This window comes from Mesorhizobium robiniae (assembly GCF_040545535.1).
GTDB classification, from domain to species: Bacteria; Pseudomonadota; Alphaproteobacteria; order Rhizobiales; family Rhizobiaceae; genus Mesorhizobium; species Mesorhizobium robiniae.
This window is the reverse complement of sequence record NZ_JBEPMC010000001.1, coordinates 632,200-656,724: the sequence shown is the minus strand read 5'-3', so window position 1 is coordinate 656,724 and position 24,525 is coordinate 632,200. Positions and strand designations below refer to the sequence as shown.

Here is a 24,525-nt window from a genome sequence, read left to right as displayed (position 1 = left end):
CTGAAATCAATCATCCCGCCTATCAAAGACTGTACATAGGCCCTCTGGGCTTGATCAACGAGCCTGGATTGGAGATCATAAAGTTTCTCGACCAGCGTATTCTTTTTCCGGGGCGGATCAGGGTCATAGATCCCATTGAGTGCGTCCAAGTTCGGGCTGTATGGAGGTTTTTTTGAACCGTCTGGGAAATAGGCATCAGGACCTGAAAAATAATTTTCAAGAAGATCGACCGCGAAACGCCGAGCGTCCTCCGGGCTGATGGAAACCCCCGCGGGTGCCAATGGGAGGTAGCCCCTGCCTTTCGATCGAACCCATAGCATTGCTCCGTGGTCTAGCTAAATCCGTGATATTTTCGATGGACCCTAAAATGCGCCCAATCTCGACCTTTGTTATTTCTGTCATGGCTCTTATTTCTGTCATGGCTGCGCCAAGTTTCAGCAAAGAACCATCAGACAGCAGTTACTCTATAAAATTCGTCCTCAAAATGAGTGATGGGAGATACTTTGGTGGATCTGCAATTTGCAAAAAGAAAAGCGACTGCGACGCTCCATTTGAAGGAATGTTCAAAATTGGCATCATAGATTACAAAGATGGATACAGCCTATCCATATACAATTTTAGCAGAGACCTGTCATTGCTAGGCTGTTGCTCTTTTGAAAATGGAGATGATAGCATACGCCTTGACAGAACTAAAGCAAAACACACAATAAATCTATATTACCTAGTTGGGAAAGATTTGGATTACGTGGTTCCAAGGAAGTATGGGGATCTATTCTTGATAATTTCAGATAATGATTAGAGAAAATCAACATAATTGAGCTTAGTTTACGATATTATATTTTTAGCATCATCACAGCACTCGCGTATATCAATTGCTTGACAAGAGACAATCGCAGCGCGAGATCAGGTATGCCGCCCAACAGATTGCGATTGACCGCATATTCGCGTTGGGAATCTTTATCGATCAATGACATAACGGCGTCTTCCGCGACAGAGTTCGGCAATGGCTGGATGTCCTCGATACCAAGTTGCTGCTGGGCGGAAACTGACCGAACGACCGCGCCCTGATAGCCTTCAGCTTTCGACACATCTTTCCAGGCCGCATCTACGGTCGAAAAAACGTGGCGGACATAGCCGCCGGGATCGGTGGTCCTGGCCCTTAGATTCTGCCTTGCAGCCTCCACCAGCAAATCGTGATTTCCCTGATCTGCTTCTTGCGAGCTTGCCTGGCCGGACTCGGCATCGCGGAGCAAGGCGTGGATCGCATCCGTAGGCATGATCCGCATGCCAAAGGCCTGCCGGCCGACATCAATTTTCCGGCTGAAGTCCTGGAATCGTTTGCGGCCCTCTTCAGTGCCATAGACGGCGGTAAAATCCTCGGGCCCCGGCATCTTGCCGGAATAGGTGCCTGCACTTGCAATCGCCGTCGACGCGTTTTGCAAGGCAATGTCAATGTCAGTGCGCGCATCGATCAGTTGGCTTGCTGTGGCAGCGTGTGCCTGCCGGACAAGCTCTTGAAGCTCTCCCGGCTGCAAGTCGCGTAGACGCGGGTCTTGTGCCGAATCCTTGCGGCTTTCGGATACCGAAACTTCGTGAGCCAGCATCGCAGCGGCCCGCTTCGGGTCTTTGGCGATCAATGTCTGGACGGATGCCCTCGCCGTGGTGCTGAACCAGTCTTTGACAAGCTTCAACCTGCTCTGCGAATCGAGATCCAGCTTTGCAATGAAATCGAGCCCATCCTGCCTGGCTGTTTCGAACGTGCCGATGTCGTCGGGATCATCCTTTGCGATGGAGTTGACGTTGGTTTGAAGAACCCTGCTCAGTTCGGCCCGCTCATAGTCCTTGCGGTGCTGAATCTGCCGCGCCGCCATGCGCTCGGAACCCGCCGCGCGCAGCGCTTCCTTCTGCCGGGCGAAATTGGCGCGTTGGCTTTTGGGTATTTTCGGCAGGGCATCGTCGAATAGCGTGTCGAACAGGCCGGGCTTCACCACTTGGCTGTTGCGTGGATCGACTTGGCCGTACATGGCGTCGTGCGGGCCGGCGCCATCGGGCGCCGCGTTGGCTGCCACATCGGCCTCGGCTTGGGCGATTTGGTCCATCAGCTTGCGGCGGGCAATTTCGGCGTCGAACGCCTCCTGTTGCTCCTTGCGTTGCTGAAAGCGCTCGGCGACGGCCGAAAGCTCGCCGCCCAGGTCTTGCATGGCGCCGCCGATCGGCGATCCCTGCGAATGCAGCGGTTCACCCGCATCGTTCCGTTCTATTGGGTTATGACCTTCCTCATGATCGCCGCGCTTTGGTTGTTTGCCGGTCGTACAGTTTCTCTTGAGCAGATCACCAATAGCCTGCTTTTCATACCCTATCTCGATACTGTCACAGGCTTTGTCCAACCAGTACTTGGCGTGGGTTGGACGCTCAATCTGGAAATCCTGTTTTACATTCTGTTCGCGGCGACTATGGGTTTTGGTACGCTGACGCAAATGGCGACGATCGGCGTTGTCTTTGCAATCGCCGTAGCTGCACGCATCGTCTTCAAACCCGCCGCCGACGCTGTGCTGTTTTTCTATACCACGCCAATCCTGTTTGAATTCCTTGCCGGCATGGCTCTAGGCCATTTGGTCGGCAGACTGGCGCGTTTGCCTGCTTTCCTGGGTGCCTCGGCTGTCGTGTTTGGTATCGTGTCCATGCTGGTGATGGTACTTGGCTTCAACTTACCGCGAACCCTTGCTCAGGGAATTCCGGCGTTGATCCTTGTCGCAGGTTGCATCACCCTGGAAAGCTACTTCCGGGCTTTTGCTCCTCGCGGGCTGGCAAGGTTGGGCGATGCTTCCTACTCTCTCTATCTGACCCATCCTATCGTGCTGCTTGCGACCGCTCCTGTCGTTGCAAGCGTCAATGTATCACCATGGATTGCAGGCACAGTTGTTGTCGCCGCCTGCATTGCCGTCTCCCTGGCCAGCTACAGTTTTATTGAAAAGCCGCTTTTGGCCATATCGCGGATGAGCCTCTCCGCCTATCAGGTGAGGGCGCAATGAGTTGCGGCGCCCCCACCACTAGCCGCCTGGTTGGAACCCGAAGCAGCTTGTTGTTTTATGCACTTCGGCAATTTGCCAGTGGCTACTTTGAAACGAAGTAGGCGTCGTCCGTATAGAGTTTGCCAACTCCGCCATAATGGCCGACGCCAAACACGAATGACTGAGGTGTACCTGATCCGTCGGAATCCCGCCCGACCGGCCACATTGCGTTTGACGATGATTGCCAAAATACCCCGTCCAGATACCAATCGATGCCTACCCCCTCATAGAGATCCGCACGCAGCTGAAACCAGCGGCCCTTCGGGGCGGGAACATCGTTAGCCGGATTGTGTACTCCGGCCGCCGCACTTTCCACATGCAGCATCACTATCTCATCAGTCGGATTGTCGGTCAGGTTGACCCACCACGTTGGGTCCTGCCTGAAAGGCGACTGCTCCGTCATCTTGAACTGGAAGATATTCGTCCAGCCGTTTCCCGCGTATTCGTAATTGGACGGAATGAAAAACCAGGCGACATAGGTTCCATCGATCCCTGACGGCGACACCGCCTGGAGCGGACGTCCGAAAGTGTCATTCTTGGCCAGGCCGCCTGAAAACAGCCACTCTTTGTAGACTTTGGAGTGGGGCTTCCCAGCGTTGATGGCAGCCACCGTCGTTTCGAACTTTCCGAAGCTGTTGCCGCCGTGCGAGGATACATTCCCTGCGCCGGTCGAGACCAAGCCGCTGACAATTGCGTTCAGGTTGGGATCAGCTTCCGCGGAATTCTCCGCCTGAACGAAAGACCAGTCGGTGTAGCACGAGGCTTGGGTGCAAGGCCCCTCCTCCCAGTCTGCTCGCCAGTAGGGCGCGTTCTGAGCATATACGGCAGCAACTGGCACCAAAGTGGCAGCAATCGTGCAGATTGCAGTTAGAACCAACAGATTAAAAAACTTCTTCATGTCGATTTACCGTTCCTTTCTACCCTATGAAATTCCAGGAGATTGTTGACGTGTTCGAAGAGGACGTTTTGGAGGAGATCACCGAAACGCCCCTAGCGGATCGCTCTGCCCCACCTGCCTGCGCGCCGTCCTGAACTCCGCCGGATCGACCATCGCTTCCCTCAGCATCATCACGCCGTAGCGGGTCGCCGCCATCAAATCGTCGCGCAGCTTCACCACCTGGCCGCCCTTGCGGTGGTAGAGGCGGAATTCCTCGAACCAGGGCAGAAGTGTCGAGAACACCTTGAAACGGCCTGATTGCATGCGGTCGAGCATTTCCATCAGCCCGGCCTCGACCGAGACCGAGCCGTCGGCGAACTGCGCATGGCTGGAAAGCATGTTCAGCCCATGCGCCGCATATTGCCGGGCGAGCGCTACGCCCGCACCTTCCAGCGTCTCGCGGCGGCCGTCGCGCGGCCATGCCCAGGGCAGCCATTCGCCCCAGGGTTTGAGCGTCAGCGCCTGCATCGCCGGCGTCTGCTGCGACGCCCGGCAGGCTTTTGTGACATAGACGACATCGGCCTCAGTATCCCAGGCAAGCTCGACCGCGGCCGACGGATGGTCCCAGCCGAAATCCAGCGCGCCAAGCCGCGGCCAATAGCGCGGCAGCCGGAACGGCTCGCAGGCGATCAGCTCCTCGGCCACCGGAAAGATGCGGCCGGAGCCCAGCACCGGAATGCCTTTGGCCCGCGCCTCGCGCTCATGCGCCGGATAGGCTGATATGATCTCGGCGCGCTGCTGCGGCGTGTAGTGCTCGGCATCCTCGATGGTCATGAAGGTGACGTGACGGGTCATCAATGCGCCCTCGCGGCTTGAATCGTTTTGGGAGATGCGGTGGGTAGCGCGTTGTTTGGGCGAGAGCTTTTCGCGTTGGCGGGACAGCGCCCCCCTCTGTCCTGCCGGACATCTCCCCCACGAGGGGGGAGATCGGATGTCACACTGACTTTCGCTAATCTCAAACGTTGGTAGGCAAGCGGAACGCGGGGAACTGCCAATCTCCCCCCAAGTGGGGCTGTTGCAAAATGGGGAAAACCGGGAACAAACGACCCGTTTTGGATTCTTTCTGTTCTTGTTCCGATTCCGGTTCGATTCCTTTTGTTCCGAATATTGCAACAGGCCCCAAGTGGGGGAGATGTCCGGCAGGACAGAGGGGGGCGCGAAGGAACGCAACGGATGAGAGGAAGCGAATGCTTCTTTCCTGAACTTGCCTCACCGCCCAATTCCTTCCACCTCCTCCGCCGACAAAAACAGCAGCACCACCCGCGACATGCCGAGCAGCGGCGTGAAGGTGACGATGGTGATGCCGCCCGTCGCATTGGTGCGGGTCAGGCCTTCGGAATAGATGTCGAGCGGCGGTTCCTCATCGAACCAGACGCCGTGCAGCGTTTCGCCCTGCCACTTCTCGCGGCCCTTCTCAAAACTCTTGAACGACAGCACCGATTCGTCTGCCTGGACGTCGCCGCCGCCGCCATGGCGGACCACGACGCTGTCCAGCCCATGCGGCGCGCCGCGCCCCATGATGGTGCTGACAATGGCATCGGCCGGGATCATGCCGGTGCCCCACGCCGCCGGCTGCTGCGGCGGGCCGATCAGCATGCGCTGCGGGTTGTCCCGCGTGCCCTCGGCGGTGACGCCGGCCGCCCACAGCCGCACTGATGTGTCGAACACCTTGCCTTGCCACCACTCGGGATAGCGGCCGGTCAGGTGCATTGCCCATTCGGCACCGCCGGCCCTTGTCTTGCCAAGCTGGTTGCCGGCCATGAACAGCCGCTCGCGGCTGGTCGCACCCGCCGCATGGAACTCGGCCTGTTTTGGATAGGGCCGGTAGGCGGCAAGCTGATTAGTGCGGCGTCTGCGGTCCAGTTCGCTGAGCAGGCTCAGATACTCGGTCTTTGCCGCGGCCTGGCTTTTCGAGGCCAGGCTCTTCGAGGCTTGGCTTTTCGAGACCCGGCTGTTGGAGGAACGGCCGGAGGACGGCTTCGAGGCCGCGGATGCGCTGCCTGATTTCGTCATCGCTCAATCCGTCCAGAGTGTTGATGTTGGCGCCGAGATCTTTGGGCAGCACCGACAGCACGATCTTCAGATATTGGTCGGGCTTTTCACTGCGAACCTCGGCGATGACGCCGGCGCCATGCGCCCGGAAATCGGCACGGATAGCTTCCAGGAAACCATCGGCCAGCGTCTTTTTCGTCCGCTTCGGCCGGGCGGACGGCCTGGCTTGCGGCGTGGATTTCGCCGCAGCCGGCGGATCGTCGGAGATCTCCGCCATGCCGCTACTCCCCAGTCCCTGCAATCGCCGCGATCTCGGGCTTCGTCGTTTTCTTGACCGCCTGCGTGGGTCGCGTGCGGGATTTCGCCCGCTTGCCGGCGCGCTTTGCTTTTGGCTTCCGCGGCCGGCGCGCGGTACCGGGCTTTGCCACAGCCATGCTGCCGGACTTTGCCCTGCCGGTCGCTGACAGGGCTTTGAGCGCCGCCCTGACGACGCTCACGGCACTGCCGCTGACGCCCGCCAAGGGGAAACCAAAGCCACCGGCCGCATCGACTGGACCGCCCCGCACCATGCCGATCAGCACGCCGGGCGAAACGGGCTCGAAATGGCCAGCGCGCCCCTGCGGCGCCGTACCCTCGAACTGGCCAATGGCGCTGACGACCTCGCGGCCGTCATCGTCGGTGATGATGGTTGCGTAACGCTTGGACATGGAGGTTCTCTGGCGAGTGGCACACGTGAAGAAGTGTATTGGCGGTCTTTTGAAAGAGCGGCCGCGTTCCTTCGCGCCCCCCACTGTCCTGCCGGGCATCTCCCCCACTTGGGGCGAGATTGGCAGCTAGAGCGCAGTCGCTATTCCTGCAATGCCGGGGATTGGCGAAAGCCGAGGTGACAGCCGATCTCCCTCCTTGTGGGGAGATGTCCGGCAGGACAGAGGGGGGCGCTGTCCCGCCGGCATTTGATATCAGCAGCACAGGCAGCAAACGTTCGAAAGAGGCTTGAAACAAAAAACCCGCCTCGGTGGGCGGGTCGTTGGCGCAAATCAGCACCATGCCCAAATGTATAGCATAGCTGCCGGCACGATGTCAATGGTCAATCGGTCGATTTAAGGAAAAAATTCCTGAACCCGGCGATTTGCACACGAAAGCCTGCGAAGCGCCCGATCCCGGTACCGCCATGCCGGATCGGAAAAGACGCTCGCGCGTTTGCAGCTTGATGCATGTCGCCAAAACTCGGAACGCGACGTGCTTTAGCCAATGGGAGCAACCAGCCATGAATGTCGCCAATCTGCAACTCGAAGGCCTGCTGATGGCCGTCGCATCGATCAACCAGGTCCTTGTTCGCAAGGGCGTGCTCTCGGTCGAGGAGATAGACATCGCCTTGCGCAAGGCCGAAGCCGGCGAGACCAGCGAGGAGCGGTCGGAAGGCATGTCGGCGTCGAGCCGCGATGCCGTCAACTTCCCGATCCGCCTGCTGGAACTGGCCAATCAGTGTCAGCCGGAGGCGGATATGCCGTCATTCTCGAAACTGGCGCGCATGGTCGGCCAGATGAAGGAACCCTACAACGACCAGATGTGACGTCGCGATCGCCTCCCCGTATCGGAATGCCGCTTGCCAGCCAAAGATTCGATCAGCTGGCCGATCCCGGTTTCCAGGTCAGCACGCGGCCAGGCCCATGCACGGCGGCAAACAGCAGTCCGGCCAGGAAGGTGAAATGGTCGACGAAGAAACCGAACTCGGCCTGGTTGCCGGCCCAGTGCGACGGCCCGTGGAAGGCAAAGCCGAGGAAGATGACGTAGACCGCGGCAACAAGCGCGGCCGGTGTGAAGAAAGCGCCGGTCAGGAAGCATATGACCAGCACCACTTCGAGCAGCGCCGCGCACCAGGCCAGAAACAGCGGGAACGGAAATCCGGCGGCGGCGATGTAGCCCGCGGTGGCACCCATATCGGTGAACTTGAAGACCACCGCCAGGAGGAAGACGGCCGCGAAGATCAGCCGGCCGATGAGGATTGCCGCGGTTTGCCACGGCGTTTGAGCGGGTGATTGAGCGGTTTCCAACGACATGATGTCCTCCAGGCTTGCGACGGGTTTCGCCCCAAGGACGATACACCAGCCGCAAACCCGACATCATCCCCGAAGAATACTAGCTGGGCCAGCGCAAATGGCCGGCCGCCGCAGGTGCTGGGCTCAGACTACTCGGCTGCGTGGTGGCTGATCGGTGCCCGCACTGTGCCGTACTGGCTGCCCCAGCGGTCGGTCATGGCGCAGCGGATATCCCACAGTTCCGGAAAGAACCGATGGCGGGCACCGGCCTCGAGCAGTTCGACCGGCCGACCCTTCAACGATTTCGAGCCCAGCCCGATCGAGCGATGGATGAGGTAGAGGTGGTTGGCGCGGAATTTCTGGAACAGCTCGTCGAATTCGATCAGCGTCTCGGCCACGACATAGCTGTCGCCATGATCGTATCTCGCATCGTAGACATCCTCGGCCGACAGCCCGCGACCATCGAGATAGGACGCCTTGAAGGCTCGCCACAGGTCCGGCGGCATGCGCAGCAGGAGCTTGAAGCCCGGCGATTCCTGGCCGCTGCCATTGCCGAGCTGCAGCCGAATCTCCTGGTATTCCTTGGGTGACATGGTTTCGAGCAGGTCGAGCTGTGCCGTCATCATGCGCATCAGCCGATGCACGCGCCCCATCAGCGTGACGATGCGATGCGTATTCTGCTGCTCGAGGAAGTCGACGACGTCGACCAGAGTGTAGGTGATGAGCTTCATCCACAGCTCCTCGACCTGGTGCACGATCTGGAACTGCAGCTCGTCGGCATTGACCATCTCGGCCAGCGGCTTCTGGCAGGCGAGAAGCTTGTCGCACCTGAGGTAGACGCCGTAGTCGCGCATCTCCGGCGCTTCGATACGGGCATAATAGTCCGGCTTGTGCATGGCAGCTGCTCCTTTGCCCGGCCCATCGGCTCAGGGCATCTGTTCGGTCCGAACCTGAAGGATAAGCGCTTTTAGCTTGAACATTGTTCCTTTCTGTTACCCAAATGGCATAAAATGAAGGACGAAAGTTGGTTCATATAACGATTCTGGAGAACGGTTTATGCTGGATGCCCTCGACCGGAAGATCGTCGCGGCGCTGGAACGCGACGCGCGAATCTCTTACGCGGCGCTCGCCGACGAGGTCGGCTTAAGCAAGACGCCGTGCTGGAAGCGGGTCAAGGCGCTGGAGGACGCCGGCATCATCCGTGGCTACTCGACGCGGATCGACCCGGCCAAGCTCGGCTTCGGCATCGAAGCGTTCATCCAGGTGTCGATCGATTTCGAGCTTTCCGAAGCCTTCGAGGCCGCGGTCCAGGCGCACCCGCTGATCCGGCGCTGCCACGCCACGACGGGCGATGCCGACTATCTCCTGCAGATCGTGACGGTCGACATGATGGCGCTGGACAGGATGCTGCGCGTCGAGCTCAGCCGCCTGCCCGGCGTGCGCCGGACGATCACCTCGATGGCCATGCGCGAGATCAAGGGCGGCATTTCTTTCGCCAACGCCGTTGGGCATACGCAGAAGCGATAGAGGCTTGGCAACCGTTCATCCGATCGGCCGGATGGTTCAGGCTGCGGTTTTATCGGGCTTGTCTATCCGCCGTGCCGGGCTTGTTGCCGGATCGAAATCCGGCTCCTTCTGCGATGCGGCGTCCGCTTTCCGTTTCGGGCAGTCCTCGTAGCCGTGGTCGCGCCCGCCGCAATAAGCGCAGCATTTTGCGGGAATATCGGGGCGGAACATTGTCATGCATCGAAATGCACTGGCGCCCGTCTGGTTGCGTCGCACCGCTATTTTTCGCTTACATTTGGGGATTTGGGCGCTGAACCCGGGCGCTAAGGCGTATAGCCCAGCACGGCCAGGACCGACAGCCCTGCAACCAGGCCAATGGCAATAACAATGCCGAAATGCCGTTCCAGGAATCTGGGCGGCCCCTGCCAGTCATATCGCATATCTGAAACTCCGCCGGGTAATCTGGGGCAGAGGGTTGCGGCGTCAAGGCCGGCAGGCCCTTGTTGGGCGCCAGCTTGATGGGTGGTAGACAGGCAGCTGCCATTGTCCTTATCGTGGTTCATACTGGAACGCGGGACGGCACTCATGCCCAATCCTTCATCCGTGGGCGAAAGGCATTCACAGCCCGCTGCAGCACCTGACCCTCGCCTGGCCTTTGTCTATGCGGAGGCGGTGCGTGGTCTCCTACACCAGCAGAACGTGGTGGAGAGCCTCAATACCCGGGCGGGCAATCTGATCTTTGCAACCGCGTTCGTGAGTTCTCTCCTCGGCGGCAGGGCTCTCCTGGATGGGCTGGGGCCGTGGGACTGGCTGGCGCTGGCGCTGCTTTTCCTGATCGGGCTTCTGGTCGTGATCATGTTGTGGCCCTACTACAATCTTACGTTCCGCTTCGATCCGGAGGAGCTGCTGCAGGATTTTGTCGATCAAGAACCTTCTGGAACCCAAAACCCCTCTGCAGCCATGGATGTGATGCACCGCGCGCTTGCGCTCCGCATCAAAACCGACATGGCCAGCAACTGGCGGATCATTCAGCGCCTGCGCGTCGCGCTACAGCTTGCCTTGTTTCTATTGCTGCTGGAGCTGTTGGCGTGGATGCTCGCGATAGTCCGGATCTAGGCTCAGGGCCGGGACAGTTCTTTGGCCGACATCCAGAAAGCTCTCGCGCTTATGGATCGGGCGCGCATTTTCGGGAATGAACGCCTGAAGCGGCTTCATGCGCGAATGAGAAAGTGCTAGACAGCGTCCACTTCCTCTATTCCCGCTTCGTCTAATGGTAGGACAGCGCCCTTTGAAGGCGTGAATCGTGGTTCGAGCCCATGAGCGGGAACCAGCCGCGCCGTGCCGATCAGGCTGCTGCAACGCGCCGGCACATTTTTGAAATTCACAAGGATGGTCGGCCGGACCAAGGCACCCTATAACGACCAGATGTGACGGAGGACGACATGGCCGACGACAAATCCAAGACCAAACAGGACCGCAAACCGGCCGCCGGCGAGGAGCCTTACGACGTTGCGGCTTTTGCGAAAAAATACGGCATACCGCCGAGCGAGGCCGCGACCATCATCAAGAGGTACGGGCCTTCGAGAAAGAAGCTCGACGCGCATATGGCAAGCCGCAACGCCTGATCGCATCCGCTTTCGTCGATCCGGACATCATCATCCGGTTGACCAAGCCGCCTGTTCCTGCCTGCCGGCGCTGTCGACCGGATTCAACGCTAGGTTTCAAGAAAGCAATAACTCATTTACTTTGACGCGGTACCACCCAGGCGGGAAATCGTTGGGGGGTCGGATGCCGGAATGTGTACTGCGCTTTGAATGTGTCATGGAGCCAACCGGCCGGTGGATGATCTGGGACACCAGGCTCGATCTTCCGGCCCAGTTCTCGGCGCTTGCGCTGATCGGCCTGTGTCACGGTGAGGCCGTTTCGCTATGCAGCCTCTTGAACGAGACAGACTCCGAGGCCGCCTCGGTCGATGCCCGGCAGAGCCGGGCCTCCTGATGGTAGCGCTGCCAGCAGCATGAACTTTCCTCCGTAAAACGCTGCCCTTGGCTGCGGATGGCGTATTGGCCCGGCAGGCAGATCTCGCCCACCTGCCCGCTCGCCATTTGCCCAGGATTTTGCCTTGACAAACAAAGGTGCTACATTAGCTGACTAATCGATTCACAGTCGGGGGACCGGCATGGCGAAGAAGAAGTCAAAACAGGAACCGTCGAGCATTTCCGCGGTCTCTTCGGCGGAAGCCTATGAGGCGACCTATTTTGCCCGCAAGTGCGGCCTGACGCCGGATGAAGCGCTCAAGATCATGCGTGAGGCCCAGGGCTGGGCCGGCACGACGACGTCATCCGGCGCCAAGCGGAAGAACTAGTCTACGCTTGTCGTCCCGCCGGCAGGGCCGCTTGCGCGCTCGCTCGTGCAACGATCGCTTGCAGCGGCTCCGGCCGGTGCAGCAGAAATCCCTGGCCGAAGGCAACACCCATATCTCTGAGAATGTTGAGCGCAGCCTGTTCCTCGATCTTCTCCGCCACCACGGAGCAGCCGAGGCTTCTGGCGATGCCCGATATGGCCGAGACGATTTCGCGGTCGAAGCGGCTTTCCGCAATATGCTTGATGAAGGACCCGTCGATCTTGATCGCGTCGACGGGAAAGCGCCTGAGATATTCGAACGAGCTCATGCCCGCCCCGAAATCATCGAGGCTGACGCGGCAGCGCCGCTCGCGCGCCTTGCGGACGAACTGTTCGGCAGCAGTGAAATTTGTGACCGCAGCGGTTTCCGTGATCTCGAAGCCGATGCCCGAATGCGGCGCCCCGGTCTCGTCGATGGTGGCGTCGACGAAATCCCAAAGCTGCGGATCGCTCAGCGTCTGCGCCGACAGGTTGAAGCCGAGCGTGAGCGCCCCTGACCTCAGCGCCGGCCCATGAAGCGAGAGCGCCGTCCTGATGATCCAGCGATCGAGTCGCGAGGCAACGCCGAACCGCTCCGCCGCCGGGATGAACTCGCCCGGCGGGATCAGCTGTCCATTGCGCCCGACGAGCCGCGCCAGAACCTCGACTTGGCGGCTCTCTTCCCAAGGTTTTCCGAGCCGATGGATCTCCTGGCCGAATAGTTTCAGTCTTCCATCTTCCATGGCATCGACGGTGTCGGCCGCCAGCCGCGCTGCATTGAGGCCGCCGGAACCGGATGTCGTCTCGGGAGAGAAGACCGCGAAGCGATTGCGCCCGGCGGCCTTGGCCGCATAGCAGGCGTCGTCGGCACAGGCGAGCGCGTCGGCCACCGCAGTATTTTGATCGGCGACAAAGGCGATGCCGATGCTGGCGGCGAGCTTGCGCGACATCGCCGTCGAGCCTAGGTCCGCATCACGAACTGCCGCGAGGACGGCGCCAGCCAGAAGCTCGGCTTGCGCCGCATCGCAATCGGGCACCAGCAGCGCGAACTCGTCGCCGCCAAGGCGCGCGGCATGCGCCGACGGCGGCAGACAGCCCAGAATGCCCATGGCGACACTCTTGAGCGCCAGGTCGCCGGCGGCGTGGCCGGCGAAGTCGTTCAGCGCCTTGAAGTAATCGAGATCGACGTAGAAGACTGCTAGCGGGCGCGCCGTTGCGATATGCTGCGCCAGCAGCCGGTCGAATGCGGCACGGTTCAAAAGGCCGGTCAGGGCGTCGTGATGGGCCGCATGGGCGAGTTCCTGCTCGCGTTGCTTCGTCTCGGTGATATCGCGCACCGTGCCCAGGATCTGGCCTGACGATTGAGCGTCGGCGATGAAGCGTATCAGCGATTCGACATGTCGGACCTCGCCGTCCCGCTTGACGATCCGGTATTGCACGGCCACGACCTTCTGGGTTTGCAACGGCACCTTGTGGGCCCGCTCGGCGTTGTCCCTATCGTCCGGATGCAGATAGCTGTGCCAGAGGTCGCTCGACACCTCGTCGGTGTCAGCGACAAGCCCGAAGATTTCCCGGGTGCGCTCGTCCCAGTAGCTTTTGTGTGCGGCAAGGTCGTGATGCCAGATCCCGGTGCCGCTGGCGGCCAATGCCAGGCGAAACCGAGCATTGACCTGTTCGAGCTCTGCTTCCGCTTGCTTCTGCTTGGTGATGTCGGTCTGGACACCCATAAGTCGGATCGGCCGGCCTTCGGCATCGCGCTCGACCACACCGCCGCGATCGAGAACCCACACCCAGTGGCCGGATTTGTGTTTCAGCCTGAGTTCGGTCTCGATAGAATCGGTCAGGCCGGCAATGTGGCGTTCGCCGCTGGCCACCGCCCGCTCGCGATCGTCTGGATGCGTCAGCTGCAGCCAGAGATCACTGGTCTTGGCAAGCTCACCCTCGCCATAGCCCAGCATCTGCGACCACATTGCCGAGTAGAAACAGTCGCCGCTCGTGAGATCCCAGTCCCAGACTCCAAGATGCGCGCGTTCGAGCGCCAACTCCCAGAACTCTCCGTTGCGATCCTTCTTTTCGGCCATGCCCTGCACTTCGCCCGACCCGTCGCGGCCATTGTGCGGCAAAAGCAAAGAAGAAACCGTTACTGCGCACGGGAGTGGGCGAAGAGCCATGGGAGGCTTGCTTCGGCCTATCGCAGCCACAGCCGCAACCGCCCGGCCACAACCCCTCACTTCTTCCCTTGCGGGTAGATCGTCTCGCCGCGCTTCAGCATTTCGACAAACGCCGCGATCTTCTTCTTGCGCCCGGCTTCGGTCTTCATGTTGTGGATGCGGAAGGCGAGCGCGAAACGGTTCTGGGCGCTGAGCGTTGCCAGCATCGCCTTGGCTTCGGGCTCGGCATCGATGGCGGCCTGCAAATCGCCGGGAATTTTCATGTCCTTGCCGCTTCCATAGGCGCGCGCCCAGCGGCCGTCGGCCTTCGCCGCCTCCACCTGTTTCAGCCCATGCTCGGTCATCCGGCCCTGCTCGATCAGCCGGGCGACGTTGTCGACATTGATCTGGCTCCAGATGCTCTTCCTGCCGCGCGGCGTGTAGCGCTGCAAATAGCTCTTGTCGTCGAGCCCCTTGCGCACGGCATCGATCCAGCCCCAGCACAGCACGACGTCGATCGCCTCCTTGGGCGTGATCGAAGGCAGCCCCGAACCGACCTTGTGGATCTTGATCCAGACCTCTGTCTCGGTGTCGTGGTGCTGGCCGAGCCAGGTGTAAAAGCTTTCGGCATCGCTGAACTCGCGCACCTTGGCAGGATCGACCTGAACCGGCGCCATCAGCGGGCCAGCCTTTTTGCAAGCGTCATCGGTTTCCTCCTTGCTGCCCCGCCTTCATCTGATGAAGCAGCAACGGAGCCACCGTTGCAAGACTGGCGGGACAGCGAAGCTGCCAATCTCCCCACGAGGGGGGAGATTGGCAGCGTCCCCGACGGCTCACGATGCTGCCGGCAAATCCCCAGGAATCGTGAACACTTCGTCGGCGCGGCCGTAGCCGCCGTCGACGACTTCCTCGATCAGCACCATTGTGTAGGGCCGCACGCCTCCGCCGAACATCTCGACGAACAAAGCGGTGGTCTTATGGATGAGGTCTTCCTTCTGCCCGGCGGACAGAGCGCGCTCGGGCACCTTGAAATTTGCGAACGGCATGGCGTCAATTCCTTGTTGGTTGTTTGGAGAAAAATCAGACTGTGCCGCCATTGGCGCGCAGCACCTGGCCGTTGATCCAGCCGCCATCCGGTCCGGCGAGGAACGACACCACCCCGGCGATGTCGGCTGGTTGGCCGAGCCGGCCGAGCGGAATCGTCTTGGTGATGGTCTCGACGAGCGTCTCGGACTTGCCGCCGAGGAACAGCTCGGTCGCCACCGGCCCCGGCGCCACGACATTGACGGTGATGCCGCGCGGCCCGAGTTCCTTGGCCAGCACATGCGTCATCGCCTCGACGCCGGCCTTGGTCGCGGCGTAGACGCCGTAGGTCGGCTGGTAGAGCCCGACGACGCTGGACGAGAAGCTGACAATACGGCCGCCGTCGCGAAGCCGCCTGGCGCCTTCGCGCATGCCGCGAAACACGCCGCCGAGGTTCACCGCGATCTGCCGGTCGAAATCTGCGTCGTCCATCTCAGCGAGCGGCGCAAGTTTCATGATCCCGGCATTGTTGACCAGCACGTCGAGCCCGCCGAAGGCTTGCTCGGCAGCGTCGAACAAACGCGCCACGCCAGTGGGCTCGCCGACATCCGCCTGGACTGCGATTGCCACGCCGCCCGCCGCCTCGATCTCGCGCACCACGCTGTCGGCGGCTTCAGCGCCTCTGGCGTAATTGACGACGACCGAAAAGTCGTCGCGAGCCAGCCTTCTGGCGATTTCCGCGCCGATGCCCTTCGAGGCGCCGGTCACCAGCGCCGCCCTTCCATTCTGTATCGCCATGACGGATCTCCAATTCTTGTCGACTGAAGGTAGGTGATAAATTCACCGGGATAATCGTTCGGGTCTTGCCAACACCATTTGGATATGGCGAACAATTGACATGGACAGTCTCGACCGGATGCGCCTTCTCTCCCGTGTGATCGAGCGCGGCAGCTTCACCGCCGCCGCCGCCGACCTTGGCCTGTCGCGATCCACCGCCACCGAAGCGATCAAGGAGCTGGAGGCGCGGCTCGGCGTCAGGCTGCTCGAGCGCACCACGCGCCACGTCACCCCTACCCTCGACGGCCAGGCCTATTACCAGCGCTGCCTCGCCATCCTGGCCGATGTGGAGGATGCCGAGGCTGGCTTCCAGGCGGCGCAGCCGCAAGGGCAGCTCAGGATCGACGTGCACGGCTTCATGGCTCGCCATTTCATCTTGCCGCGGCTCGCCGAGTTCCTCGACCGCTATCCCAGGATCGATCTGCATATCGGCGACGGCGACCGGCTGGTCGACCTGGTGCGCGAAGGCGTCGACTGCGTGCTGCGTTCCGGCGAACAGGCCGACAGCGGCATGATCGTGCGAAGGGTTGCAACGCTGCGCGAAGTCACCTGCGCCAGTCCCGCCTACCTGGAGAGGCACGGCGTGCCGGCCACACCCGACGATCTCGGCGGCCATGCGATGGTCGGCTTCCGCTCGTCGCGGACCGGCGAGGTCATGCCGCTCGAATTCACGGTTGGGGGCGAACTGCGTCACATCACGCTGCCGAGCCGGGTGACAGTCAACGGCTCCGACACGATGGCCGAACTCGCTCGCCTCGGCTTCGGCCTTGTGCAAGCGCCGCACTACCGCTTCGCCGGCGATTTCGCGCGCGGCACGCTGGTCGAGGTGCTGCCGGACTATCCGCCGTCGCCGACGCCACTGTCGGCGCTCTACCCGCAAAACCGCCAGCTCGCGCCGCGCGTGCGGGTGTTCATCGACTGGGTAATCGGGATTTTTGGCGAGGATGGTAAATCGGGCCGGGTGTGATGAGCCGTCGGGCCGGCTACTTTGAGCAGGTCGCGTCCTCGCGCCTGCGGCGCCCATGGCGGTTCTTCCCGTCGTACTGTAGGAATTTCCCTGGCAGAACCGGCCATGGCGGCGGGCTTCAACTGGGGGATATATTGCCATGCGAGCGATGCTGTTCGGCCTGATGTTGTTGCTGCCGACCGTGGCCCGGGCGGAACCGATCGAAACCCAGAAGATCATCACCGCGCTGACCGGCGACTGGAATGGCGACGGCGCCGTCGATCTGGTGATGATCGTCGAGACCAAGCCCGGCGACCCGATGGACATGTACTTCTTCCTCAGGGACCGCGAGGCCAATTTTCTAAAACCTGCCGGCATCGTGCGTGAGCAGATCTACGGGGAGTGGAACGGCTACGACCGGCCGGGCTACGAGGCTTCCGACACCGAGCCGGGGCTGACCGCATTGCCGAACGGCTCGATCAAGCTGGATCTGCCGGCAATGCCGGTTGGTAGTAAACGAACCAACCAGACGCTGACGCTCGCATACCGCAATGATGCCTTCATCGTCGCCGGTTTTGCCTATGACTATCACGATTACCTTCAGGACAATGTCGCAAGCGACTGCGACTACAATGTTTTGACCGGCAAGGGCAAAAGCAGCAAGATGCAGCCCGATGGCACCACAAAGCAGAAGACCGTGGCGGTGGAAGGCAAGGTCATTGCCTTTTCGGAATGGAGCCCCGGAATGGGCTTCAGCGCCTGCGGCGAGTGAGGCACGCCGCACCATCGGATTTTCCGATAGCACTATCGTTTTCTTCCGTTTCCGCTTCGAGCCCAGACCTGCGACTTCCCTGACGAAGTGATCGTCTGTGGAAGCGAAGGGTAGCAGATATGGCAAACAGGAAAGTTCTGGTCGTCGGCGGCAGTTCGGGGATGGGTCTGGCGCTGGCAAGGCAGTGTCTCGAGGCTGGCGCCGAGGTCATAATTGCCGGGCGCAACGAGGACAGGCTGAAGCGCGCCCGCGAGCAACTGGCCAACCCTGCCGCGTTGGATACGGCCGCCGTCGACATCACCCGCGAGGCCCAGGTCGCCGCTCTGTTCAGGCGGATCGGCCGGCTCGACCATATCGTCAGCACCGCAGCCGATATCGAAGGCGCCTATCAGCTGTTGCCGGCGCTCGAGCTAAGGGCGGCGCAGAGGGTCGTTGAAAGCAAAATCTACGGGCCGCTGCTGCTGGCCAAATACGGCGCGCCCATGCTCTCAGCCACGGGCTCGATCACCTTCACATCGGGCATCGCAGCCTACCGACCGACGGCGCGAGGCTCGGTCGTCGCCGCTGTCAATGCGGCGCTGGAGGGGCTTGTGCGGGCACTCGCCATCGAGCTGGCGCCCATCCGCGTCAACGCCGTCTCGCCTGGCTGGGTCGATACCCCGATCTGGAGTTTCGTTGCTGGCGACAAGAAGGACGACACGCTGAACGCGATGGCCGAGCGCCTGCCGGTCGGACGGAGCGGACAACCCGACGACATCGCCGACGCCATCTGTTTCTTGATGGGCAACGCTTTTACGACAGGGACGACACTGCATGTCGAGGGCGGGCATCGGCTGGTCTGACAGGCGCGAATTTGTCGCCCGCCGCCGCCAGCAGCAGTTTCACGGCAGGCGGCTGAACCCGTCTGCGGCGCCAGATCATAGCGAACGACGCTGTGTCAACCGGACCCGGCCAGGGCATTTCGATGATCTCGCCACGATCGAGCGCCTCGACCACCGCCAGGCGCGGCACCAGACCAAGGCCGGCCCCAGCCGCCACCAGGCGCGCGATTGTGCCGATGCTGCCGACCTCGGCGGCGAGCCTCGGCGATGCAATGCCTGCCTCGGCAAAAGCCTTGTCGAACAGGTGCCGATAGATGCATCCGGCTTCGGTGACGACGAAGCGCATGCTGCCGAGCGCGGTCAGATCGACTCTCATCGCTGCCTTCCCAGGAGGAACGATAAGGATCAATGGTTCCGCCGATAGCGTCCGCTTGGCGAGGTGCTCGTCGGCCTTGTCGAAACCGTCCCTGTCGAAGCAGAAGGCGACGTCGATGTCGCCATCTTTCAGCTTGCGCATGAGATCGCCGCTGCCCGCGACCGTCAGCCGAAGCTCGATGTCGGGACGGGCGGCCTGGAAATCCGGCAGCCACCGCGCAAGCTTCGCCGAGGCGATCGTCTCCAATGCGCCGATCGTCACCGATCCGGCGGTGTGTCCGGCAGTTACGTCCACAGCCGCCCGTGCCTCTTCGGCCAGCATCAGAATACCTTGCGCATAAGGCATCAGCGTGGTGCCCGCCGGCGTCAGCTGCAGGCCTTGCTTCGACCGCGTGAACAGCACCGTGCCAAGCTCGTTCTCAAGCGTCTGAATCTGATCGCTCACGCTCGATTGCGCGAGGTGGATCTCCTCTGCGGCGCGGGTGATGTTTCGACACCGCGCAACCGCGAGGAACGTCTTGAGCAGTCTTGGATGCATCAGGTGACCCGTATCGACTGCTTTACTGCAGCTGCGGTTTCTTGAGAAAGCTGTTGCGGTCGGCCGACTTGACGCGCAGCCAGGTTTCGCGGCCGTCGCGCACCACCCGCAACGGTATCTCGGCGCCCGCCGGGTTCTGCCACAGCTTGCGGTAGAAATCGGCGAGCCCGTCGACTTCGCCGTCGCGCACATCTGAGATGATGTCGCCCTGGCGCAGGCCGGCTTCGGCGGCCGGGCTGCCTTCGGCAACACTCATCACCACGACCTCGCCATTGCTCTCGGCGGAGAACGCGCCAAGCCACGGGCGCGGTGGCTTGGCAACTTGGCCGCGTGTCAGGAGATCGTCGAGGATGGGCGGCAGAAGGTCGATCGGCACCACCATGTTGATATCGGCGATCTCGCCGGCGCGGCTCATCTGCAGGCGCAGCGAACCGATGCCGAGCAGCCTGCCGTCCTGCCCGATGAGTGCCGCACCTCCCCATGACGGATGGGCCGGCGCGGTGAAGATCGCCTCGTCGAGCAGATACTCCCAATAGCCGGCGAATTCCTGCTTGGTGACGATGTGCGCGCTGACCGACTGGCCGATGCCGTCGGCCAGCACGACGGGATCACCGGCCTTGGCCCTGGCCGCGTCGCCGAGGGCCACCGCGGGCAGGCCGAGCGGCGCCAGCGCCTGCACCAGACCGAAGCCGGTCTCCTGGTCGTAGGCGAGCGCGTGCGCGGGAACCACACGCCCGTTGTGGTCGGTCAGCCAGACCTCTTCCGCCTCGGTGATGAGATAGCCGATGGTGAGCACCAGCCCGTCGTCGCGAATGACCACGCCGCTGCCTTCCCTGCTCGTGCCCAGTGCATTGGCAGTGAAGGCGTCGTCGGGGATCGAAGCGCGCACCGCCACGATGGACCGCAAAATTGTATCGATGGTCATGCTCTCAATCCCGGCAATATGCATGGCGGCCGCCAACGGCCTGATATCTCCTATAGGTATGGCGCATGTGACGAGGCGCAAGGGCATCGGTGGCCCCTTCCCAAGGGGAGAACGTGGATCGGCACCCAGCATCGAACAATAGTTCAACACAAGTTGAACTTCCTGCTGCCCGCACTACCTGTATTCCACGCTATCTGTATCTATGTGTGGATGAGCCTGCTCCATCCTCGCTCCTCTCTCGTGCGCAAGCTGAACTTCCCACGCCCTTCCCAACACAAGGCCTCCCGAGATGACCGAATACACTCCGCCGAAAGTATGGACCTGGAACAAGGAGAATGGCGGCGCCTTCGCCAGCATCAACCGGCCGATCGCCGGCCCGACGCATGACAAAGAGCTGCCGGTCGGCAAGCATCCGCTGCAGCTGTATTCACTGGCGACGCCGAACGGCGTCAAGGTGACGATCATGCTGGAGGAACTCTTGGCGCTCGGCCACAAAGGCGCCGAATATGACGCCTGGCTGATCAGGATCAACGACGGCGACCAGTTCGGCAGCGGCTTCGTCGAGGTCAATCCCAACTCAAAAATCCCGGCGCTGATGGACCGCAGCGGGCCAAAGCCGATCCGCGTCTTCGAATCCGGCTCTATCCTGGTGCATCTGGCCGAAAAATTCGGCGAATTCCTGCCGACCGAGCAGCCGGCGCGCGCCGAAACCCTGTCATGGCTGTTCTGGCAGATGGGCTCGGCGCCCTATCTCGGCGGCGGCTTCGGCCATTTCTACGCCTATGCGCCGGAAAAGATCGAATATGCCATCGACCGCTTCGCCATGGAGACCAAGCGCCAGCTTGATGTGCTTGATCGGCGCCTGGCCGAGACTGAATATCTGGCTGGGGCCGACTACACCATCGCCGACATGGCGGTGTGGCCGTGGTATGGCGGGCTGGCGCTCGGGCGCATGTACAATGATTCCGGCGAGTTCCTGTCGGTCCAGGAATATAAGAACGTGCAGCGCTGGGCCGCCGCGATCGATGCGCGACCGGCCGTACAGCGCGGGCGCATGGTCAACCGCGCCTTTGGCGAACCGGCGATGCAGCTCCACGAGCGTCACGACGCCAGCGATTTCGACACCAAGACGCAGGACAAGCTGGCGGCAGAGTGAGCGGCGAAGCTGTCGATCTCCCGCCTCGTGCAGGAGATCGCGGCGTCTTCCGCCCGCCTCGTCTCGACCGCCGATATCCGGAGCCGGTCGGGCAAGAACGGTCCTCTATCTGCTGGAGTGGCGATTGCACGAGCCGCAGACAGGCTTCCGCGCTGCCCAATCCCTGGTATATGTATCAGGAAATATATACTGGTTGACTAAAGTAATAGAACGTCCAATGCACATTTCCAGAACCGAACATGTCCGGCTTCAAAAGGCTTAGACCATATTGTCTATTTTAGCTACATTATGATCTAAGCATGTGGATATTCAGCCCGCCTGATCTGAATCTCGACACGCCCGGATGCCGATGGTCCGGCCAGACGACGGGTGCGGATTACCTGTGTGACTTTCGTCCTCTATAGATCAGCCGGACGACGAATATAAAATATCCAACCTGCAGAACGATCAAGGTCAGGACGGTCCAACCTAGCGCCTTCCAGATTGAACCTGTTGCCAAAAAAGTCGAGAGCGCCACGACGAATGACGCGGTGGTCATCCCCACCAGGAACCGTGGAAAATTCATCGCCTTCCAAGGCCGTCCCGGCGCTTGCAACAGCCGCGACGACCCCCCTTGCCCATTTAACCCAGACCAACGTTTTCACCCTTTCAAGGGTTGCGCAAGTGGCAAATGGACCTGAGGTGCGCCCACGCTTGACACAATCTTTGGTTGAAGCCTATTCGGGCGAAGGCACCGGCGGCTTGTTCGTCACGGTGGCGCCGAAGGCAGCGGCTATGACGGCGGCTATCCCCAGGCACTGCAGCCCGGTCAGGAACTCGTGCAGGAACAGGAACCCCGCCAGCGCGCCCAGCGCCGGCTCCAGGCACGTCAGCGTGCCGTAGAGCCTGGCGGGCATCCTGGTCAGCGCCACCATCTCCAGCCAGAACGGCAGGGCGCTTGAGAACAGCCCGACCAGCAGGGCGCCGGCCAGGATCGACGGCGCGACCAGCGCCGGCCCCGCCTCGGCCACGCCGAACGGCAGCGCAAGCACTGCGGCGATTGCCAGGCCGTAAGCCGTGGCCTGCCCGCCGAATTCGGCGCCCGCCTTCTGCGCGAACACGATGTAGAGCGCCCAGAAGCCGCCGGCCGCCAGCGCCAGCATCACGCCGGTTGGATCGAGCGCCTGGCGCGAATGGACCAGCGGCGACAGCAAAACGATGCCGGCAATGGCAAGCGCCACCCAGGCGAAGTCGGTGCCGCGCCGCGACGATAGCGTCGCGACTAGAAGCGGGCCGGTAAATTCGAGCGCCACCGCGATGCCGAGCGGGATCGTCTTGAGCGCCGCGTAGAACAAAAGGTTGAGCGCGGCGAGCGTCACCCCATACGCGATCAGCCACGGCCACACAGCCCGCGACGGACGCACCCGCCAGGGCCGCAGCACCGCCGCCAGCATCAGCGCGCCGACGACCAGCCGCAGCGCCGTCGTGCCCTGCGCGCCGACCAGTGGAAACAGGCCCTTGGCGAAGGCCGCGCCGATCTGGATCGACACCATGGCGCCGAGCAGCGCCGCGACGGGAAGAGGTGCGGAAACAGGCTTGATGACAGGCGACATCACTACGGTTGGTCCTCCCTGCCGTCGGGCTATGCGCGACGGCATGCGGCGGAGATAGGGCCAATGGGCTTGGCTGTCGTGAGGCAGCGAGAGGTGGTTGGGTAGGGCAAGGTGGGATCAGACGGTCGGGCCGGCGAAGAACCTTGGATATGCAGGCGGGACAGCGCCCCCCTCTGTCCTGCCGGACATCTCCCCCACTTGGGGGAGATCGGCAGCTTCGGCGCTCCGCGCTCTCTTGCACCGTTGCCGATTGGCGAAAGCCGGCGAGACGTCCAATCTCCCCCCAAGTGGGGGAGATGGCCGGCAGGCCAGAGGGGGGCGCGAAGGATCGCGGCGGGGCCGAACTTTGCGAACTCAGGCCGACATCGCCATCGGCCTTGCGCTCTTGTTGGGGATTTGGATGTCGATATCCAGCGTCGACATCGTCTCGCCGCGCTCCATCGAGACCTGCAGATAATCCTGGTCGATCTGCACATGCCTGGCGATGACCGCCATGATCTCCTCGCGCAAGATGGAGACGAGATCAGGCTGGCTGCGGCTGCGGCGCTCATAGGCGAGCAGCACCTGCAGCCGCTCGCGCGCCACCGGCGCGCTGCCGCGCCGCTTGAAAAGGTCCAACAGGTTCATGCTGCCCTCCTTCCAAAGATCCGGTCGAGGAAGCCCTTGCGCTCGAACGGCACGACGACCGGCAGCTCCTCGCCCTCGAGCCGTTTGGCCGCCTCGATATAGGCGCGGGCGGCAGCATTGGTGGGATCGCTGAGCGTCACCGGCGAACCAAGGTTGGAGGCCTTGAGCACATCCTGGCTCTCGGGAATGATGCCCAGGAGCGGCGTCGACAGGATCTCCAGAACGTCGTCGATCGAGAGCATTTCGCCGCGCGCCGCACGCGCCGCATCGTAGCGCGTCACCAGCACATGCTTGGCGATCTGCTCGCCCCGCTCGGCCTTCACGGTTCTCGCATCGAGCAGACCGATGATGCGATCGGAATCGCGCACCGAACTGACCTCAGGATTGGTGACGATGACCGCCTCGTCGGCAAAGCGCATGGCGAGCTGCGCACCGCGCTCGATGCCCGCCGGGCTGTCGCAGAAGACGTAGTCGAACACCGAGCGCAGCTTGTCGATCACCTCGCCGACGCCCTCCTCGGTCAGCGCATCCTTGTCACGCGTCTGTGAGGCCGGCAGCAGGAACAGCGTCTCGACCCGCTTGTCGCGGATCAGCGCCTGCGACAGCTTGGCCGTTCCCTGGATGACGTTGACCAGATCGAACACCACCCGCCGCTCGGCGCCCATGATCAGATCGAGATTCCTTAAACCCACATCGAAGTCGACCAGGGCCACCTTCTTGCCGGTTCTCGCGACCGCGGCACCAAGGGCGGCCGTCGAGGTCGTCTTGCCAACGCCCCCCTTGCCTGAGGTGACCACCACTACCTTGCCCATATATGCCTCCATTATTGTTGTTGG

General features: G+C 61.7%; 28 protein-coding genes, 1 tRNA gene and 1 pseudogene. 13 read left to right on the top strand and 17 right to left on the bottom strand.

The annotated features are described in order from the left end of the window. Positions 1-367 precede the first annotated feature (367 nt). Entirely contained in the window at positions 368-799 is a 432-nt protein-coding gene (locus tag ABID19_RS03210; RefSeq protein WP_354487940.1) for a hypothetical protein, read from the top strand. Between the two features lie 34 nt (positions 800-833). Here the strand turns inward: ABID19_RS03210 and ABID19_RS03205 are convergent, their stop codons facing one another. Beyond that, on the bottom strand, positions 834-2,387 hold the full coding sequence (locus ABID19_RS03205) for a hypothetical protein (protein ID WP_354488311.1): 1,554 nt from the start codon (positions 2,385-2,387) through the stop codon (positions 834-836). On the opposite strand from ABID19_RS03205, the gene ABID19_RS03200 reads away from it, so the two are divergent. Further along, the gene (locus tag ABID19_RS03200; RefSeq protein WP_354488290.1) at positions 2,268-3,032 is read left to right on the top strand and encodes an acyltransferase family protein; all 765 of its coding nucleotides are present in this window, start codon (positions 2,268-2,270) and stop codon (positions 3,030-3,032) included. The two genes, ABID19_RS03205 and ABID19_RS03200, sit on opposite strands and share 120 nt — an antisense overlap. 82 nt (positions 3,033-3,114) lie before the next feature. Here the strand turns inward: ABID19_RS03200 and ABID19_RS03195 are convergent, their stop codons facing one another. The 5 genes and pseudogenes from ABID19_RS03195 to ABID19_RS03175 all read right to left on the bottom strand — a co-directional run bounded on the left by ABID19_RS03195 (position 3,115) and on the right by ABID19_RS03175 (position 6,707). Next, positions 3,115-3,969 (bottom strand): hypothetical protein, encoded by an 855-nt coding sequence (locus tag ABID19_RS03195; RefSeq protein ID WP_354487938.1) that lies wholly within the window; start codon positions 3,967-3,969, stop codon positions 3,115-3,117. Positions 3,970-4,047: 78 nt separating this feature from the next. Beyond that, positions 4,048-4,797, bottom strand: a pseudogene (locus ABID19_RS03190) (phage terminase large subunit family protein); the annotation flags it as partial. Between the two features lie 420 nt (positions 4,798-5,217). Then, positions 5,218-5,769: a terminase large subunit domain-containing protein gene (locus tag ABID19_RS03185; RefSeq protein WP_435528682.1), complete on the bottom strand. Its 552-nt coding sequence runs from the start codon at positions 5,767-5,769 to the stop codon at positions 5,218-5,220. Positions 5,770-5,848: 79 nt separating this feature from the next. Continuing rightward, positions 5,849-6,277, bottom strand: a complete 429-nt coding sequence (locus ABID19_RS03180; protein ID WP_354487937.1) for a hypothetical protein — start codon at positions 6,275-6,277, stop codon at positions 5,849-5,851. Positions 6,278-6,281: 4 nt separating this feature from the next. After that, positions 6,282-6,707, bottom strand: a complete 426-nt coding sequence (locus ABID19_RS03175) for a hypothetical protein (protein ID WP_354487935.1) — start codon at positions 6,705-6,707, stop codon at positions 6,282-6,284. A gap of 560 nt (positions 6,708-7,267) precedes the next feature. On the opposite strand from ABID19_RS03175, the gene ABID19_RS03170 reads away from it, so the two are divergent. Further along, a complete protein-coding gene (locus ABID19_RS03170; protein ID WP_352937673.1) occupies positions 7,268-7,573 on the top strand; it encodes a hypothetical protein in 306 nt (101 codons plus the stop codon). Between the two features lie 52 nt (positions 7,574-7,625). Here ABID19_RS03170 and ABID19_RS03165 read toward each other — a convergent pair whose 3' ends face one another. Together ABID19_RS03165 and ABID19_RS03160 are read right to left on the bottom strand one after the other, a co-directional pair. Next, positions 7,626-8,060: a DoxX family protein gene (locus tag ABID19_RS03165; RefSeq protein WP_354487934.1), complete on the bottom strand. Its 435-nt coding sequence runs from the start codon at positions 8,058-8,060 to the stop codon at positions 7,626-7,628. A gap of 128 nt (positions 8,061-8,188) precedes the next feature. Then, entirely contained in the window at positions 8,189-8,935 is a 747-nt protein-coding gene (locus ABID19_RS03160) for a tryptophan 2,3-dioxygenase family protein (protein ID WP_354487932.1), read from the bottom strand. Between the two features lie 160 nt (positions 8,936-9,095). Here ABID19_RS03160 and ABID19_RS03155 point away from each other — a divergent pair, with 160 nt between their 5' ends. The 6 genes from ABID19_RS03155 to ABID19_RS03130 all read left to right on the top strand — a co-directional run bounded on the left by ABID19_RS03155 (position 9,096) and on the right by ABID19_RS03130 (position 11,910). Continuing rightward, on the top strand, positions 9,096-9,566 hold the full coding sequence (locus tag ABID19_RS03155; protein ID WP_354487931.1) for an Lrp/AsnC family transcriptional regulator: 471 nt from the start codon (positions 9,096-9,098) through the stop codon (positions 9,564-9,566). Between the two features lie 564 nt (positions 9,567-10,130). Beyond that, a complete protein-coding gene (locus ABID19_RS03150; protein ID WP_354487930.1) occupies positions 10,131-10,661 on the top strand; it encodes a hypothetical protein in 531 nt (176 codons plus the stop codon). 140 nt (positions 10,662-10,801) lie between these two features. Then, positions 10,802-10,875, top strand: a tRNA-Gln gene (locus tag ABID19_RS03145). 112 nt (positions 10,876-10,987) lie between these two features. Continuing rightward, complete coding sequence (locus tag ABID19_RS03140; RefSeq protein ID WP_352937666.1) at positions 10,988-11,170, top strand: DUF3606 domain-containing protein; 183 nt, start codon at positions 10,988-10,990, stop codon at positions 11,168-11,170. A gap of 217 nt (positions 11,171-11,387) precedes the next feature. Beyond that, a complete protein-coding gene (locus ABID19_RS03135; protein ID WP_354487929.1) occupies positions 11,388-11,543 on the top strand; it encodes a hypothetical protein in 156 nt (51 codons plus the stop codon). A 181-nt stretch (positions 11,544-11,724) separates the two neighbouring features. Further along, the gene (locus ABID19_RS03130) at positions 11,725-11,910 is read left to right on the top strand and encodes a hypothetical protein (RefSeq protein WP_354487928.1); all 186 of its coding nucleotides are present in this window, start codon (positions 11,725-11,727) and stop codon (positions 11,908-11,910) included. Position 11,911: 1 nt separating this feature from the next. On the opposite strand, the gene ABID19_RS03125 is transcribed toward ABID19_RS03130, so the two are convergent. The 4 genes from ABID19_RS03125 to ABID19_RS03110 all read right to left on the bottom strand — a co-directional run bounded on the left by ABID19_RS03125 (position 11,912) and on the right by ABID19_RS03110 (position 15,898). Continuing rightward, positions 11,912-14,008 (bottom strand): EAL domain-containing protein, encoded by a 2,097-nt coding sequence (locus ABID19_RS03125; RefSeq protein ID WP_354487927.1) that lies wholly within the window; start codon positions 14,006-14,008, stop codon positions 11,912-11,914. A 146-nt stretch (positions 14,009-14,154) separates the two neighbouring features. Continuing rightward, entirely contained in the window at positions 14,155-14,754 is a 600-nt protein-coding gene (locus tag ABID19_RS03120; RefSeq protein ID WP_354487926.1) for a YdeI/OmpD-associated family protein, read from the bottom strand. A 156-nt stretch (positions 14,755-14,910) separates the two neighbouring features. Further along, positions 14,911-15,123: a tautomerase family protein gene (locus ABID19_RS03115; RefSeq protein WP_354487925.1), complete on the bottom strand. Its 213-nt coding sequence runs from the start codon at positions 15,121-15,123 to the stop codon at positions 14,911-14,913. A gap of 34 nt (positions 15,124-15,157) precedes the next feature. After that, positions 15,158-15,898 carry an SDR family oxidoreductase gene (locus ABID19_RS03110; RefSeq protein WP_354487924.1) on the bottom strand — a complete coding sequence of 247 codons (741 nt, stop codon included), beginning with the start codon at positions 15,896-15,898 and terminating at the stop codon, positions 15,158-15,160. A 100-nt stretch (positions 15,899-15,998) separates the two neighbouring features. On the opposite strand from ABID19_RS03110, the gene ABID19_RS03105 reads away from it, so the two are divergent. The 3 genes from ABID19_RS03105 to ABID19_RS03095 all read left to right on the top strand — a co-directional run bounded on the left by ABID19_RS03105 (position 15,999) and on the right by ABID19_RS03095 (position 18,497). Beyond that, entirely contained in the window at positions 15,999-16,904 is a 906-nt protein-coding gene (locus tag ABID19_RS03105; RefSeq protein ID WP_354487923.1) for a LysR family transcriptional regulator, read from the top strand. A gap of 139 nt (positions 16,905-17,043) precedes the next feature. Continuing rightward, complete coding sequence (locus tag ABID19_RS03100) at positions 17,044-17,655, top strand: hypothetical protein (protein ID WP_354487922.1); 612 nt, start codon at positions 17,044-17,046, stop codon at positions 17,653-17,655. A gap of 119 nt (positions 17,656-17,774) precedes the next feature. Continuing rightward, entirely contained in the window at positions 17,775-18,497 is a 723-nt protein-coding gene (locus tag ABID19_RS03095) for an SDR family oxidoreductase (RefSeq protein WP_354487921.1), read from the top strand. Here ABID19_RS03095 and ABID19_RS03090 read toward each other — a convergent pair. Together ABID19_RS03090 and ABID19_RS03085 are read right to left on the bottom strand one after the other, a co-directional pair. Continuing rightward, entirely contained in the window at positions 18,448-19,389 is a 942-nt protein-coding gene (locus ABID19_RS03090; protein ID WP_354487920.1) for a LysR family transcriptional regulator, read from the bottom strand. The two genes, ABID19_RS03095 and ABID19_RS03090, sit on opposite strands and share 50 nt — an antisense overlap. 22 nt (positions 19,390-19,411) lie before the next feature. Next, entirely contained in the window at positions 19,412-20,314 is a 903-nt protein-coding gene (locus ABID19_RS03085) for a S1C family serine protease (protein WP_352937654.1), read from the bottom strand. Positions 20,315-20,603: 289 nt separating this feature from the next. Between ABID19_RS03085 and yghU the strand changes: the two genes are divergently transcribed. After that, on the top strand, positions 20,604-21,470 hold the full coding sequence (gene yghU / locus ABID19_RS03080; protein ID WP_354487918.1) for a glutathione-dependent disulfide-bond oxidoreductase: 867 nt from the start codon (positions 20,604-20,606) through the stop codon (positions 21,468-21,470). 716 nt (positions 21,471-22,186) lie between these two features. Here yghU and ABID19_RS03075 read toward each other — a convergent pair. The 3 genes from ABID19_RS03075 to minD form a co-directional block, all read right to left on the bottom strand. Further along, positions 22,187-23,062 carry a DMT family transporter gene (locus tag ABID19_RS03075; RefSeq protein WP_354487917.1) on the bottom strand — a complete coding sequence of 292 codons (876 nt, stop codon included), beginning with the start codon at positions 23,060-23,062 and terminating at the stop codon, positions 22,187-22,189. 354 nt (positions 23,063-23,416) lie between these two features. Next, positions 23,417-23,689, bottom strand: a complete 273-nt coding sequence (gene minE, locus ABID19_RS03070; RefSeq protein ID WP_352937650.1) for a cell division topological specificity factor MinE — start codon at positions 23,687-23,689, stop codon at positions 23,417-23,419. Continuing rightward, positions 23,686-24,501: a septum site-determining protein MinD gene (gene minD, locus ABID19_RS03065; protein ID WP_352937649.1), complete on the bottom strand. Its 816-nt coding sequence runs from the start codon at positions 24,499-24,501 to the stop codon at positions 23,686-23,688. The genes minE and minD overlap by 4 nt, the downstream gene beginning before the upstream one ends. Positions 24,502-24,525: the final 24 nt, after the last annotated feature.

Excerpts from the sequence above, each read along its gene's own strand:
- ABID19_RS03090 (WP_354487920.1), bottom strand. The coding sequence starts at position 19,389 with ATGCATCCAAGACTGCTCAAGACGTTCCTCGCGGTTGCGCGGTGTCGA.
- ABID19_RS03170 (WP_352937673.1), top strand. The coding sequence starts at position 7,268 with ATGAATGTCGCCAATCTGCAACTCGAAGGCCTGCTGATGGCCGTCGCA.
- ABID19_RS03130 (WP_354487928.1), top strand. The coding sequence starts at position 11,725 with ATGGCGAAGAAGAAGTCAAAACAGGAACCGTCGAGCATTTCCGCGGTC.
- ABID19_RS03125 (WP_354487927.1), bottom strand. The coding sequence starts at position 14,008 with ATGGCCGAAAAGAAGGATCGCAACGGAGAGTTCTGGGAGTTGGCGCTC.
- ABID19_RS03175 (WP_354487935.1), bottom strand. The coding sequence starts at position 6,707 with ATGTCCAAGCGTTACGCAACCATCATCACCGACGATGACGGCCGCGAG.
- ABID19_RS03140 (WP_352937666.1), top strand. The coding sequence starts at position 10,988 with ATGGCCGACGACAAATCCAAGACCAAACAGGACCGCAAACCGGCCGCC.
- ABID19_RS03180 (WP_354487937.1), bottom strand. The coding sequence starts at position 6,277 with ATGGCGGAGATCTCCGACGATCCGCCGGCTGCGGCGAAATCCACGCCG.
- ABID19_RS03200 (WP_354488290.1), top strand. The coding sequence starts at position 2,268 with ATGACCTTCCTCATGATCGCCGCGCTTTGGTTGTTTGCCGGTCGTACA.
- minD (WP_352937649.1), bottom strand. The coding sequence starts at position 24,501 with ATGGGCAAGGTAGTGGTGGTCACCTCAGGCAAGGGGGGCGTTGGCAAG.
- ABID19_RS03155 (WP_354487931.1), top strand. The coding sequence starts at position 9,096 with ATGCTGGATGCCCTCGACCGGAAGATCGTCGCGGCGCTGGAACGCGAC.
- ABID19_RS03160 (WP_354487932.1), bottom strand. The coding sequence starts at position 8,935 with ATGCACAAGCCGGACTATTATGCCCGTATCGAAGCGCCGGAGATGCGC.
- ABID19_RS03210 (WP_354487940.1), top strand. The coding sequence starts at position 368 with ATGCGCCCAATCTCGACCTTTGTTATTTCTGTCATGGCTCTTATTTCT.
- ABID19_RS03120 (WP_354487926.1), bottom strand. The coding sequence starts at position 14,754 with ATGGCGCCGGTTCAGGTCGATCCTGCCAAGGTGCGCGAGTTCAGCGAT.
- minE (WP_352937650.1), bottom strand. The coding sequence starts at position 23,689 with ATGAACCTGTTGGACCTTTTCAAGCGGCGCGGCAGCGCGCCGGTGGCG.
- ABID19_RS03115 (WP_354487925.1), bottom strand. The coding sequence starts at position 15,123 with ATGCCGTTCGCAAATTTCAAGGTGCCCGAGCGCGCTCTGTCCGCCGGG.
- yghU (WP_354487918.1), top strand. The coding sequence starts at position 20,604 with ATGACCGAATACACTCCGCCGAAAGTATGGACCTGGAACAAGGAGAAT.
- ABID19_RS03085 (WP_352937654.1), bottom strand. The coding sequence starts at position 20,314 with ATGACCATCGATACAATTTTGCGGTCCATCGTGGCGGTGCGCGCTTCG.
- ABID19_RS03135 (WP_354487929.1), top strand. The coding sequence starts at position 11,388 with ATGATCTGGGACACCAGGCTCGATCTTCCGGCCCAGTTCTCGGCGCTT.
- ABID19_RS03185 (WP_435528682.1), bottom strand. The coding sequence starts at position 5,769 with ATGGCCGGCAACCAGCTTGGCAAGACAAGGGCCGGCGGTGCCGAATGG.
- ABID19_RS03165 (WP_354487934.1), bottom strand. The coding sequence starts at position 8,060 with ATGTCGTTGGAAACCGCTCAATCACCCGCTCAAACGCCGTGGCAAACC.
- ABID19_RS03100 (WP_354487922.1), top strand. The coding sequence starts at position 17,044 with ATGCGAGCGATGCTGTTCGGCCTGATGTTGTTGCTGCCGACCGTGGCC.
- ABID19_RS03105 (WP_354487923.1), top strand. The coding sequence starts at position 15,999 with ATGGACAGTCTCGACCGGATGCGCCTTCTCTCCCGTGTGATCGAGCGC.
- ABID19_RS03110 (WP_354487924.1), bottom strand. The coding sequence starts at position 15,898 with ATGGCGATACAGAATGGAAGGGCGGCGCTGGTGACCGGCGCCTCGAAG.
- ABID19_RS03095 (WP_354487921.1), top strand. The coding sequence starts at position 17,775 with ATGGCAAACAGGAAAGTTCTGGTCGTCGGCGGCAGTTCGGGGATGGGT.
- ABID19_RS03075 (WP_354487917.1), bottom strand. The coding sequence starts at position 23,062 with ATGTCGCCTGTCATCAAGCCTGTTTCCGCACCTCTTCCCGTCGCGGCG.
- ABID19_RS03150 (WP_354487930.1), top strand. The coding sequence starts at position 10,131 with ATGCCCAATCCTTCATCCGTGGGCGAAAGGCATTCACAGCCCGCTGCA.
- ABID19_RS03195 (WP_354487938.1), bottom strand. The coding sequence starts at position 3,969 with ATGAAGAAGTTTTTTAATCTGTTGGTTCTAACTGCAATCTGCACGATT.